Annotated in this window: 9 protein-coding genes; 4 read left to right on the top strand and 5 right to left on the bottom strand. The window is 39.8% G+C overall.

Annotation, left to right across the window (positions count from 1 at the left end; genetic code table 11):
• Positions 1 to 126: 126 nt before the first annotated feature.
• Positions 127 to 1005, bottom strand: coding sequence for a hypothetical protein (locus AC3XNE_RS06110; RefSeq protein WP_489831227.1), 879 nt, complete (start codon positions 1003 to 1005; stop codon positions 127 to 129).
• 276 nt (positions 1006 to 1281) lie between these two features.
• Here AC3XNE_RS06110 and AC3XNE_RS06105 point away from each other — a divergent pair, with 276 nt between their 5' ends.
• Together AC3XNE_RS06105 and AC3XNE_RS06100 are read left to right on the top strand one after the other, a co-directional pair.
• Positions 1282 to 2364, top strand: a complete 1083-nt coding sequence (locus AC3XNE_RS06105) for an NAD(P)-dependent alcohol dehydrogenase (RefSeq protein WP_489831226.1) — start codon at positions 1282 to 1284, stop codon at positions 2362 to 2364.
• A 156-nt stretch (positions 2365 to 2520) separates the two neighbouring features.
• Positions 2521 to 3267, top strand: coding sequence for a tyrosine-protein phosphatase (locus AC3XNE_RS06100; protein ID WP_489831225.1), 747 nt, complete (start codon positions 2521 to 2523; stop codon positions 3265 to 3267).
• A gap of 333 nt (positions 3268 to 3600) precedes the next feature.
• On the opposite strand, the gene AC3XNE_RS06095 is transcribed toward AC3XNE_RS06100, so the two are convergent.
• Complete coding sequence (locus AC3XNE_RS06095; protein ID WP_489831224.1) at positions 3601 to 6324, bottom strand: ABC transporter permease; 2724 nt, start codon at positions 6322 to 6324, stop codon at positions 3601 to 3603.
• A 419-nt stretch (positions 6325 to 6743) separates the two neighbouring features.
• Here AC3XNE_RS06095 and lctO point away from each other — a divergent pair, with 419 nt between their 5' ends.
• Positions 6744 to 7877: an L-lactate oxidase gene (gene lctO, locus AC3XNE_RS06090; RefSeq protein ID WP_489831223.1), complete on the top strand. Its 1134-nt coding sequence runs from the start codon at positions 6744 to 6746 to the stop codon at positions 7875 to 7877.
• A 170-nt stretch (positions 7878 to 8047) separates the two neighbouring features.
• Here the strand turns inward: lctO and AC3XNE_RS06085 are convergent, their stop codons facing one another.
• Both AC3XNE_RS06085 and AC3XNE_RS06080 read right to left on the bottom strand, forming a co-directional pair.
• On the bottom strand, positions 8048 to 9403 hold the full coding sequence (locus tag AC3XNE_RS06085) for an APC family permease (protein ID WP_489831222.1): 1356 nt from the start codon (positions 9401 to 9403) through the stop codon (positions 8048 to 8050).
• 92 nt (positions 9404 to 9495) lie between these two features.
• On the bottom strand, positions 9496 to 11835 hold the full coding sequence (locus AC3XNE_RS06080; protein ID WP_489831221.1) for an ABC transporter ATP-binding protein/permease: 2340 nt from the start codon (positions 11833 to 11835) through the stop codon (positions 9496 to 9498).
• A 344-nt stretch (positions 11836 to 12179) separates the two neighbouring features.
• Between AC3XNE_RS06080 and AC3XNE_RS06075 the strand changes: the two genes are divergently transcribed.
• Positions 12180 to 12890, top strand: coding sequence for a glycerophosphodiester phosphodiesterase family protein (locus tag AC3XNE_RS06075; protein WP_489831220.1), 711 nt, complete (start codon positions 12180 to 12182; stop codon positions 12888 to 12890).
• A 54-nt stretch (positions 12891 to 12944) separates the two neighbouring features.
• Here AC3XNE_RS06075 and AC3XNE_RS06070 read toward each other — a convergent pair whose 3' ends face one another.
• Positions 12945 to 14045, bottom strand: a complete 1101-nt coding sequence (locus AC3XNE_RS06070; RefSeq protein ID WP_489831219.1) for a DmpA family aminopeptidase — start codon at positions 14043 to 14045, stop codon at positions 12945 to 12947.
• Between the last annotated feature and the right edge of the window lies 1 nt (position 14046).

Genomic DNA, 14046 nt, shown 5'->3' with positions numbered 1-14046 from the left:
CTGCTGCGCTGATTTATCTAAATAAATTTCAATTATTACCGCTAATATAGTCTAATTTCGACATGGATACAAGGCAAAATATTTACTGCAAAGCCGTTAAGCTACACTGTTTTCTTTAAGACTCGTTTATTTATACCATTTATAATTATCTAATACATCCTGCGCCTGATCCGCTGATCGTGCGCTTAACATTTGATTGACGGTAGTTTGCAGGTTACCCAAGCGATCATTCATTATATTGTAAATAATCCCATTTTGCTGCGTCTGGCTATCCAGCTGCTGCTTTAATGAAGCTAAGCTTTGTGAAACTTGCTGCATTTGGGCGAGGTATTGTTGACGGTAGCCGTCTTCATCTTTTTTATAATTTTTGACAGCATTTTTAGTAGTCTTATAGTTTCGACGTAGTTCCTTGATCTGTGTATTGGCAGTATCTAGCTGGTCACCCAAAGAATCATTTTTTCTTTGTAATTCACCTATCTGTCTGCCCTGATCATCGACTTGTTGTCGTGTCTGATAATAACTGATCCCTGTCCAAACAAGGTAAATTGTCAAAATCGCCAAGAGGGCATAAATGATCCTCTTGAACCAATGTCTTTTCTTTTTACGTGGCTTTTTAGAGCCTGTTTTTTCCTGTTCAGTATCCCTTTGAACAGGCTGTTCTTGTTCATTTGCTGGAGTTGCCTGGCGTCGCGATGTTTGCATCGGTTGACTTGTTTGTTGAGCAAACCCATTTTGTTCATTATTAGACGCTACGATCTTGATCGATATTTGGCGCAACGGTTGTAAGCTGCCATTTTCATCTAAGATAGAAATAGTTGCATCGTAGATCCCAACTTGACCCAGTTGTACATTGGCCATGTTGACTAACAGCTTTGCCGTTAAGTCTTGCCCCGTACGCTCATCAATTGCATGAGCATTTGTCAAATGTAAAACATCTTCCCCATTCAATGCAGATCTTGTATCAATGGTGATCAAATCTTTAGTGATAGTTAGCTCTGGTTTCATTTGGAAACACCTCTATTATTCGTGAAACATTTTATTTCGTTCAAATGACCTCATTACATATCCTAATTCTATCTGAAAGGTCACGCAAAAACAAACGCAAGCTAAAATAAGCACCACACTCATACTAGCTACTGGTGATCGATCCACAAGTAAAATATTGCACAAGCCAGTCAATAACGTGTTACTATTATTGTGTAGTCATTAAACATGATCGATTTGTTATTGAGCTACAAAACTTTAGGAAGCTTCGTGTGCTTTCACATTAGGAGGATTTTTATGGCAAATACAGAAAAATTACCAACTTCCACGAAAAGTGCTGTTTTAAATAAAGTTTATGATATGCAGATCAAAGAAACTCTGGTCAAAAAGATGAAATCAACAGACGTTTTGGTCAAAGTAATGGCTGTCGGGATCTGCGGTTCCGATGTTCATTTTTATGATTCCGGTAGAATAGGCGACTTTGTAGTTAATGACCCTCTTATTTTAGGTCATGAAAGCTCCGGACAGATCATTGCGGTCGGCGATGAGGTCACAGATTTTAAAGTAGGAGACAGAGTTGCTCTGGAGCCTGGCGTTCCTTGTGGAGAATGCGAGTACTGTCGTACGGGCCGCTATAATTTATGCCCTAACGTACAATTCATGGCAACTCCACCGGTCGATGGTGATTTAACACAATACATTACTTGGCCAGCAGATTTCGTTTACCACATTCCTGATGATATGTCATACGAAATTGGTTCTTTGAGTGAACCTTTTTCTGTCTCGATCCATGCCTCTCAGTTAATGGACATTCAGCCTGGTTCGACCGTCTTTATTTCCGGTGCTGGTCCTGTAGGGTTAATGGGGATCATAGCAGCGCGCGCTTTCAATGCAGAAAAAATCATTATCAGCGACGCAGAACCAAGCCGTTTGGAGGTCGCCAAAAAATTAGGTGCTAAAATTACAGTTGACGTTACTAAAGAAGATGTCAAAGAGGCTGTTAAAAAAGCAACTGATGGTCGTGGAGCAGACTATGTGATCGAAGCTTCAGGAAATAACCAGGCAGAAAGCGATGCTCTTTTGACTTTACGTCGTGGCGGAAAAATTGCATATGTCGGGATGCCCTCTCATGATACTGCTCCATTGGACATCATGTTCATGACTACTTACGAGCCGCAAATCTTTGGTGTCTTTCGTTATGCTAATACTTATCCACTGGCCATCCAAGTTTTGCATGACCATATGGATGAAGCAGAAAATTTATTGACTGACTTTTATGATCTAGATCATACTAAGGACGCGTTTGAGCGAACAAAAAATGCAAAAAGTGATTCGTTGAAAGTTATCATTTATCCAAATGAAAAACTACGTGATGAATAACTAATTTACTATTAGAATATTAGAAGTCAAGCTGTTGGCAAACTGCGGCTTGGCTTTTTTACGTATAAACATTTCGAAAAACGTATTTACTAAATTACCTCAAGACCCATATAATTATTAGCATAAACAATAATTATTTCGAAAGAGGAGATCAGCATGACACAAATTCAGCCAGTTAATTTTAGAGATATCGGCGGTATTCCGGTAGCAACAGGAACCTTAGCTTCAAATGTTTTCTTTCGTAGCGGACAAGTCGTTGACATCCCTGCCAATACGGTTGATTTTTTGCAAAATTCTTGCTCAGTCAAAAGGATCTATGATTTTAGAAGTGACGAAGAAGTCCAAAAAATGCCGGATACAAAAATCCCTAGTGTAACCTTCACACATTTAGATATCCTGCAAACTGCCAAAGCAAATCAAGCCTCAATGGACGAAATGGTAGACGGAACGGGGGATGCTCACGAAAATATGCTGGCAACTTATGAACAAATGGTAACCAGTGCGTCGGCTCGTACTGGATATGCCAAGTTCTTGACTGATCTAATTACAAATAACGATCCACTTTTGTTTCACTGCTTCGCTGGCAAAGACCGTACCGGATTTGCTGCCGCATTGATCTTAAAAATTGCTGGTGCTAGCGACCAACAGGTAATGGCAGACTACTTAAAGACTAATGAACTGCGTAAGCAAGCTAACGAAAAGATCCTCGCTTATTTTAAAGGTACTATGACGGCGGAAGACTTAGAACAATTAGAGATCGCACTAAACGTTGCTCCAGAATACCTAAATCGTGCTAACGAAACGATTATAAAAACTTTTGGTGACTTTGCTAATTATCTCCATGAAGGACTTGGATTAGAAAACAGTTTTGTTCCCGAATTTCGTCATCAGTATGTCAAATAGAAAAAAACGAGTACTTTTTATCTCCGAAGTAATCTCGTCAGTAAAAATGCGCTATAGCGAAAAACAAACTATAACGCATTTTTACTGTAGAATTATTTCAAGCTAGAGATATTTAATTAGCAGCCTTTTGCATACCAGTTTACTGAAGTTACTTTGTCTAACTTGCGCCTCCATTCCTCCCTTACTATCAAATCAAACAGTTCCATTTAGTATGCAAAAAAGCAATGTGGCAGCTACATTGCTTTTTAATCTTTATTAGCAAATGCATGGGGATCCCCATTCTCAAAAACATTAGCTAATGAATGTTTTCATATAAATTACTAAAAGTGAAGCTTATTCACTCGAGTTTAACGCACTTATCATATCGATCTGTTGCAATTTACGATGTGTGACCCACATGACAATAGAAGAGAAAATTACAGTCATGATGGCTGAGATAACATATCCTGGCCATTTGATAACGACTGGGAAGACCATCATATTGCTAGAAGCATATACCAAGATAAACCAATTTAAGAACCAACCGATCACAAAGCCAAATAAAATACCAAATATAGTGAAAATTATATTCTCTCTGACAATAAACATCGTGACTTCCTTGTCAAAGAAACCTAGCACCTTAAATGTCGCTAGTTCACGTTTCCGCTCAGAAATATTGATGTTTGTTAAGTTATACAATACAACAAAAGCCAGTGTCCCAGACAAAACAATGAATATTATTACGATCGAATTCATTCCTTGGACCGATTTTTCGAGTTTTGAACGTTGAGTCTTCGTGTAATTAGTATTCAAAGCCTGTCCAGTATCAGACAATTTTTTGGCTAATTGATCACGCTGTTTTGAGCTCTGCTTTTTAGTATTTACAAGAAACGAATTTAACTGTGCCTTTTTACCAAGTGCTTTGTGATAGTAAGAAGTGCTTAAATAAACATTATGACCCACATAGTTTTCAGCGATCTTGGCTAATTTGATCGTATATTCATGGCCCTTTTCATCTTCAAAATGAAGTTTATCGCCCTTCTTCAGATCATAAGTCTTTGCCAAACGTTGGCTAACGACCGCACCATCTTTAGGAACAGTTACTCTCTTTTTATTATTTGGGTCGTTCAACGAAATATAATTAGGCATCTTTTTAGTATCTTTAACAGTATACAAGGATGCATCCTGATTACTAGATCCATTCTGTCTAAACGTTACCTGGTCCATACGGACTGGCAATTTTCCAGTTACCTGCTTGTCATCATTTAACACTTGTTCTACTTTATTTTTGTTTGTAGATTTTAAAGTGACCATTGCCTGATAACGATCGATCTGGCTAAATTGCTTAGTTCCTGGCGCTGGGATCGAGTCGTTCAAACCAAAACCAGCCAACATTAAGCCGGTACAACCTGCTATCCCAATAATCGTCAAAATCATTCGTGACTTATACCTAAAAAGATTACGGAAAGTAACTTTCTGCGTAAAATTCAATCTCTTCCAAAGTGGTGTGATCCGTTCCATTATGATCCGCTTACCTGCTTTAGGCGCCTTTTCAACTAACAAATTCATCGGTTTTTCACGGAGATCGCGGAACAAGACCAAAATTACCGAACCAAGCGTAGCTATTAATGCAGCTATACTGGCCATTAAAATCAACGCTGGATAAAAATTGGACGTCAAATCTTTGAAAATATACATGGGGAAAGTTAATTTAAAAACTACCAACGGCAATGCCTTACTGCCGACCAATACCCCCAACACTGTACCGATAACTGCCGTTAACAGAGCATAAAGCACATATTTCATAGAAATTTCTATTTTATTATACCCTAACGAAAGTAAGGTACCGATTTGACGTCGGTCTTCAGAGATCATTCTAGTCATCGTTGTGAAAGTGATCAAAATAGCGATAAAGAAGAAGAAGACTGGGAAAATATTAGCGATCGCATCGATCCTGTCAGACAAGCTAGCATAGTCATTAAAACCTGGTAAGTCTGTCCGCTTATCTGTCAGGTAGGTCGGTTTGGAGATCTTAGTTTGTTTTTGCAGTTTCTCCTTGCCAGCTGTTATTTTCTCTTGAGACTGTTGTAGTTGTTGTTCTTGTTGTTGCAGTTTGTTCTTTGAGGCAGCTAATTGCTGCTTGGGCTGAGTTAACTGCTGTTCGGCCTGTTCTTGGCCTATTTGAGCAGACATACTTTGCTCTTGCTGTTTTAATTGCTGTTCTTGTTTTGCCAACTGTGCCTGTCCGCCACTTAGCTTCTGTTTAGCTTGCGTGAGTTTTTGCTGTTGGCCAGCCAGTTTTTCTCTAGCCGGAGCGCTTTTCTTACTTGCCTCATTTTGCAGCTCAGTTTGCCGCTGCCCTTTTCGTTTGTCTAAAACCTTATCCAACTTTTTAGTGTGCTGATTTAACTTGCTTTTATAGCTATCTGAAGAATATGTTTTCCCTTGTAGATCATCAAAAGAGACATACATCTGTGAATAAACATCTGTCGAGAATGTCTTTAAAGGAGCGTAAACAAATCCATTAGCTTGGCCATCCCCAACAGTCGTATTACCACGTTCTGCGTTTGCGATATACAATGGAGAATTCACAAGGCCTACTACTTTAAACTGTTTCTTTTTTAAGGAGTTGTTATCCAATGTGATCTTTGAACCAAGTGGATAATCACTTGCCAGTTTATTATCGACCACAACTTGATTGGCTTGTTTTGGCAAATGTCCCTTAATTACGTCCAGCTTATTTTGTTTGTCAGACTTGGAATAAGAATAAACTTTTAGGTTATTTTGTTTTTTCTTCTCTAAGTAATCGAAGCCCTTACTAAGCTGTACTTTGCTTTTAGCAATTTTTTCAACATCTTTTTGATCCCTCTTAGTCAGACCACCCGTAGAGGTAATTTGCAGGTCGGCCATATTATTTTCTTCAATTTTATTTTGAGCGCTTGCCGTCAAATCAGGGCCGACACTTTTCACTCCGACAAATAATAAAACACCCATAAAAATAATCAAGATGATCGCAATAAACCTGCCCACGGAAAAGCGAATATCACGAAATGTTGATTTCAAATAAGTACCTTTCAAACTCTCACTCCCTTAGAACTAAACGTTCTTTCTACTAGTATAGCTAATTTTTAATGCATGTGCTATACCACAGATTACGAATATCGCACCCTAACTACTTTTTAACTAAATTATTCAATTACGATCTAATAAGCAACATCAAGCATCTAACCAAACAAAAAACTTTAAGTTTTGCACAATTAATTTCGCGGAAACTATTGAAAACGATTTCTCCATGCGTTTATAATATATACTGTTGATTAAAAATGATAATTCAATTTAATTGGTTCAACGAACTTTTTGCTATGTATCCATAAATAATTTGAAGATAGTAAGTAATTCTTACATATTATTTGTCAATTTCGACATGTATTCGCAGGCTATGGCTATATTCACAAAATCTGTTGGATCAATATACAATACTTTAGGGGGATCTTACAATGGATTTTAAAACAAGTAACGCTCAAGGCCCTGTAGACTTTATCAATGCCGATGACCTGGAAAGAATGGCACAAAAGGTGGTACCAAAGGGTGCTTTTGGTTACATTGCCAGTGGCGCTGGGGATACATTTACACTACACGAAAACTTTCGCTCTTTTAACCATAAATTGATCGTACCACATACGTTAATGGATGTTGAAGAACCCGAGACAAAAACTGTTTTCGCTGGCGAAGAATTAACTGCACCAATGATCATGGCCCCAGTTGCAGCACATAAATTGGCCAATGAACAAGGCGAGGTCGCTAGTGCCAAAGGGGTGGCAGATTATGGTTCGATCTATACTGTCAGCTCGTATTCTTCAGTTGACTTACCAGAAGTAACACAGGCATTGAATGGCAGTCCACAATGGTTCCAATTTTATTTCAGCAAAGACAACGGAGTCAACCGTCATATTATAGACCGAGTAAAAGAACAAGGAATAAAGGCGATCGTCTTAACTGCTGATGCGATGGTCGGCGGCAACCGTGAAACGGATGCTCGCAACGGTTTTACATTTCCTGTCGCATTACCTATCGTACAAGAATATTTACCAGACAGTGTCGGTAAAACAATGGATTATGTATACAAATCAGCTAAGCAAAAACTTTCTCCAAAAGATGTCGAATTTATTGCTGAGTACTCTGGATTACCAGTTTATGTTAAGGGACCACAAGGCAAATCTGATGTCGATCGTGCATTGTCCGCTGGAGCCGCAGGTATTTGGGTCTCAAACCACGGTGGTCGTCAATTAGATGGCGGTCCAGCAGCCTTTGACTCATTGCAAGAAGTTGCAAAAGCGGTTGACCATCGTGTCCCAGTTATCTTTGACTCAGGTATCCGTTGTGGTCAACATATCTTCAAAGCTATCGCTTCCGGTGCCGACGTAGTTGCGTTGGGACGACCAGTGATTTATGGTTTGGCGCTAGGTGGTAGTGTAGGTGTTAAGCAAGTCTTCGAGAAGTTGCAAGCCGAATTGGAACTAGTTATGCAGTTGGCCGGCACACAAACCATCGAAGACATCAAACACTTTGAATTACGTGACAATCCTTATGACCCGTCATTTGATACAACACATGATTTGAAATTATTCTAAAGTAAAATTTAATAGACTCATCTTTTAAAAGGGCAACATTCATGCTGAACTGCAATGAATGTTGCCCCTTTTTCTAGTTATTTTTAATAATTCATTTCATCAGTACCACTTGATAAAGGACCAAGCTTTACCACCATTTGATCTCCTTGTCAGTAAAGCTTTGATTATTGCTATTCACCTTTGCTGCTAAAATAACTTACCAGACCGATCACGATCCAGACTCCGAGTACGATGTACTCATATGGCCAAACCAATGACACTGAAGTTCCAGGAATAACTGTTGCCAAAGCGATCACAATTGCGACTACACCACCGATGATCGGTAAAGTTAAGCGTTTATTATGGAAACCGCCTTTTAGTTCTGGATATTTCTTACGGATAGCCGCTAAATTAAAGGCATTGAGCCCCCAAGCCAGAGCTGTTAAAAAACCACCAATATCCAAAAAGTAAGTCAAGGCTCCCTTGCCCATCCAGCCTAATCCAAGAACCAAGACAAGTGTCAGACATACGGCACGTGAAGGCGTTCCGTATTTAGGATGGATCTTGGCAAAGTATTTTGGCAAGATCTCTTTTTCAGCTAATGAATAAATCAACCGTGGAGCTGCTGAAAACAAAGAGAGGAAACTAGTCCCCAGTCCAAGAAAAGCAATTACAAACGCTGCTGTCCCTAATTTAGGAAAACCGGCGGATTTAAACGCATCGATCGAGCCCATTTGCATCTGCGCCGTTTCTTTCCACGGAAAGACCCAGGCTGACGATAACAAAACTAAAATATAATAAGCAGCAGCGATAAAAATCGAAAGAATGACGATCCTACCTATATTGTGTGCCGGTGTTTTAACCTCTTCAGCCATTACACCGATCGACTCCCAGCCTGTTAGGAAAGTCATGGCTGGCAAAATAAACCGAAAAATTGCCGGTATTTTAGGCTGTCCCTGATAGAAGGAAGGTGAAAAGTTCCCGGCTTTCCCTTGAGAAAAACCAACGACCACTAAAGCCAAACCCAAAATAATCAACAGAGCAAACAAAACAATTTGGACATTACTGGTCAATTGTGCTCCCAAGTAGTTGATCGCAAAAATAAAGAGCGTGATCAAAACTCCCAAGATCAATTCACTATAATGGACCTTGGCTCCAGCAAACGAATACGCTGGGTCCGTCGCAATTTTAGGAAAGATCTCTGCAAGCAAAAAACTAGACGCTGTGACGTAAAACGCTAAAGCACTTAAATACGAACCCAATAGGGCCCAGCCAGCAAATAAGCCGCCTTTTTTACCAAAGGCTTCGTAGCCATACACAACTTCCCCACCAGCTTTAGGATAGATCGTCGATAATTCCGCAAATGATAAAGAAACAAAAACTGCCAAGACTGCGGCGGCCAACAAACCAAAAATTTCTCCACCTGCACCATATTGCCCAAAAAACTGACTATTGGTATAGATCCAACTACTTCCGATCACTCCACCTGAACCGAGCGCGATCAATCCTACGGTACTAATACTATGTTTAAGCCTATTTTCTGCCATCTTGTCTCCCTACATTTCTATCTAACTCTATGTATCTGTGTGGCACACAGTTAAGTGCTAACCACACGACTTTATTTATAATACTTACTACCTTATTCAGATCTCAAAGCTATCGCAGCATCCTTCTTAGAGCCCATTCTTGCGGGAACGTGTCCACCTAAGACAGTTAGGATCGTGCTGATGATCACCAACAAAACTGCGTGCCATGGATTCAATTGTGCTACGTTGCTTAAATCAGTAACTTTTTCCAAAAGAATATTGGCTGGGAAAGTCAATAACCAAGCAATGACAACTCCTAAAATACCAGAACCAAGTCCTAAGATCGTAGTTTCTGCATCAAAAACACGGGTAATATCTTTTTTACGAGCCCCGAGTGCTTTTAAAACTCCGATCTCTTTAGTCCGTTCCAAAACGGAAGTATACGTAATGATCGCGATCATGATCATCGAGGTAACCAGGGAGATCGCTGCAAAACCTACTAAAACATAAGTGATCGCGTCCATCAATCCACCCGTTAGCGAACTAATGTTTCCGGCAAGGTCATTATATACGACTTTGTTCTCGTTTGATTTGCCATTGTTATATTTATCCAAATAATCCGTCACACGATCTTTTTTGTCAAAGCTGTTAGGATAGATCTGAATAGTACTTGGAACACTGGCAGCACCTAGATAAGTCATCAGATCAGGTCGGTTTGCATCTTTGATCGACTGTCCGGTCAAAACATTTTGTTTGCTAGCACGTTGCGCATTTGCAACTGCGGAATCCTTATTCTGATCAACAACATCTTTAGTTAAACGATCATTATACGCTACACCATTTGCCAAAAGACCATCGGAATTCTTAGACTTAGTTCGTAAGATACCCGTAACGGTCAAAGTTTTAGTCTTAGATGAAGCTGCCATTTGACTATAATCTTTTCCTGGAACAAACGTCCCAGTTGGCAATTTCTTGTAGAAATCATCATTGGCCACTAATTTGACCTTAGTACCGATCAAATCAGATGTTTTTAGGTTTTGGTTATTTTTAACATCAAAACCAAGGTTCTTCAAAGCATTGATATTCACATTATTATGCTGGTCGGCAATCAAAACGATATCTGTTTTCTTAGTCGGATATTTTCCCGCTAAAGCCTTGTAATTTTGTTTTAAAAAGCTCATTTTGCCATCACGATCAGTTGGATAAACTGCTCCGCCTACTCCGACTGAAGAAGAGGCGTCATTGCCAGCCCCTTCTTGTGTCTGGGACTCATCCATATTGGAAAAAGTTACCGACTGATATTTGTCATTGACTTGGCGGATCAAGTTGAAGCCTGTTGTATAGTTATAGGCAATGTCTTTAGCCGCTGATTTTTTTATGTCCTTGACGTAATCGACATACTTATCATCAATTTTATTTACATGTTGGGCTGATTCTGCTGTGCTTCTTTTAGCAGTAACCGTTTGACCACTTGCAAAATTATTTTTGCCGTTAGACTGTGAGTTTTTCGCAGCTGCTTGCGAATCCAAACCAACACGGGAGATAGTGACCGGAAATTGTGACAAAGTCTCCGCTTGCGTGCTATCGATCTGTTTTTGAAAACCATTGGACAAAGCCAAAACAATACCGATACCGATGATACCGATACTCGAAGCAAACATTGTTAAAAATGTCCGGCCTTTTTTTGTTTTTATGTTTGTAAAAGATAGTTTGAGCGCCGTCCAAAAACTCATCTTAGTCCGCTTAAGTTCAAAATCATTATTGACCTCTCCACTTTGGTACGGATCCGAGTCATCAAGGACTTGGCCATCATTAAATTTAACGATCCGGTCTGAATATTCCTCAGCGATGTCTGGGTTATGTGTGACCATGATAACCAACCTATCTTTAGCTAGTTCTTTGATCAGGTCCATGATCTCATGGCTTGTTTGTGTATCTAAAGCCCCAGTGGGTTCGTCAGCTAACAAGATCTCAGGATCATTAGCTAAAGCTCGTGCGATCGCCACTCGCTGCATTTGTCCGCCAGATAACTGAGCCGGCTTCTTATTCATATGCTTTTTCAAGCCCACACGCTCAAGTGATTCTTTCGCTTTCTTGAGTTTTTCTTCATTAGAAACACCACTTAATGTCATACCCATCGTGACATTATCAATAATGCTCAAATGAGTAATGATGTTATAGTCTTGGAAAATAAAACCGATCGAATTATTACGGTAGGCATCCCAGTCAGCATCTTTAAACGTTTTTGTCGATTGACCGTTGATCACTAGGTCCCCAGAATCATAACGGTCTAGTCCACCGATCACATTTAACATAGTTGTTTTTCCAGAACCACTCGTACCCAAAACAGAAACAAACTCTTTTTCACGAAAAGATAATGAAACATCATCTAAAGCTTTGGTGGTGGTATCACCCACTGTATAATATTTTTTGATATGTTTGAGGTCTAACATTGTAAACTCCTCTCTGTTTTTGACTCTCTCAAAAAGATCCTTTTAAATTTGCATAATATAAATTTACCATTTTTAACTAAAAAAATCAGCTATCAAGAGCCAAATCAACTATAATCTACCGGCAGATATTTCAATCAGCTGCTCCCCATAAAATGCCATTGAAAGCAGACTATTTTATGTCAAACTAATGAGTTTAATTCTACAAAAGGCTGTGTTAGAATGTGCTCTTATTGAGTGAGAGGGCCTTATCTATCTTGACATATTCGTTACGATCTTATCACTCGAGCATTACAATAACCAAGTACAATAAAGTTACCAAATACTATTCTAAAAGGAGAGCTAAAATGACTGACCATACCCTGGTTTTTGGACACCGTGGTGCTCCCACTGTTTTCCCAGAAAATTCCTTAGCTGGGTTTAAATATGCGTTAGCACATCACATCGACGGACTCGAATTTGACGTCCACTTATCCAAAGATCAGATCCCCGTAGTGATCCATGACGAAACACTGGACAGAACAACGAATGGGAAGGGCCGTGTTCATAACTATACATTTAGACAATTGCGTAATTTTCACCTCACTAATGGAGAACCGATCCCCACTCTAGCAGAGGTCCTTAACTTGTTATCTAATAAAGACGTTTATGCAAATTTAGAACTTAAAACCAATAAGATCCATTATCCCAAGATAGAGGAAATAGTTTTACAGATGGTAAACAATACAGATCTAGTCCATCCAATGATCTACTCCTCTTTTGACTTACAAACTTTACGAAACTGCCGTAAGATCGACCCTCATCAAAATTATAACTTTCTCTCATCTCATCGGATCTTCCACCCTGAAAAAACGATCAAAAAAGAGGGATTGAGCGGTTTGCATTTAAAACACTATCAATCAGCCGGTTTTCCTCAAAGAGTCTGGACTGTCAATGATGAACGTAAAGCTAAACTTCTGTTAAGTCATGGGATAACAGGGATCATTACAGATGATTTTGAAAAGATCACTCAACTTCGAGATCAATTTGAAAAGCCATCTCATTTTTTGGCCACTTAAATAAGCATGTAAGGCCCGCTGTCTATTTAAAAACAGCGGACCTTATTATTTTGCCTATGCCAACCCCAACATTGATCGTAATTCAGCCACATCATTAGTATTTTCATCTGCTTGATCACGCACCTTTGCCAGTGCAGCTGACAAACTTAAACGCTGTTGACCCTTACGATCGATAGTTGTCTTGGCATGGACCAAAGAACTTAAAATTGCTTCTTCAACCACTGAAACCGTCATCCTGAAGTAACGATCCATTTGATCATCAGAGATGGCCTGCTGTGTGGATAATTGGCTTTTAGGTGAATGTTCGATTTTATTAGCAGTCGAAAAAGCTAAAGTGATCTCACCAGAATCATTGCCAATAAAAGAACCTGTACGGGTGATCCCCACACTAGAGCGTTTGGCGATCCGTTTCAATTGTCTCGGATCAAACGGGATATCTGTCGCAATGACCGTAATAATACTGCCGTCCTCATCACGCTTGTGATACTCTGGAAGCTGACTGATCTTATGTCCAACTTGGTGATCATAGATATCCAAGTCAGAAACAGAGCCGTAATTTGACATGACTAACACCCCCATTGTGAAAGCCTGACCGTCTATTTCTATCTGACGAGAAGCGGAGCCGATCCCACCCTTAAGATCATAACAGCACATACCAGTTCCACCGCCAACACAACCTTCTTCAAACTGTTGCCCGCTATTAGAAAATGCTTGCGCAACATCATTTTCAGTTACTCCAAGATCACGAATATTATTGACCGCCCCGTCGTTGCATTCCATCACAAGCGGGTCAACCGTTCCTGTTGATAAACCGATCTCCGGGTTTTCACTTAAAGCTTTTTTCACCAAATAATTGTATCCCACTCCAACCGATAAGGTATTGGTTAACACGATCGGCGTTTCGAGCGTCCCGAGTTCATCAACTTGGGTCAATCCCGTACTCTTACCAAAACCATTGATCACGTGACCAGCAGCGGCAAGTTTGTGCTCAAATATATTATCCGGTGTCGGGATTATGGCAGTGACCCCTGTCTTTAAGCGGTCAGTTATGATCGTCTGGTGGCCCACTGTCACACCAGGTACATCGGTGATCAAATTATTCTTCCCTGGCTTAGTGTCACTGATCTGATCCAAAAAAGCCTTGTCCAAACCCATT

It is taken from the genome of Ligilactobacillus sp. JN-6 (Y).1, assembly GCF_058111525.1.
Note: the sequence above shows the minus strand (reverse complement) of the source record. Positions and strands in the feature narration are given on the sequence as shown.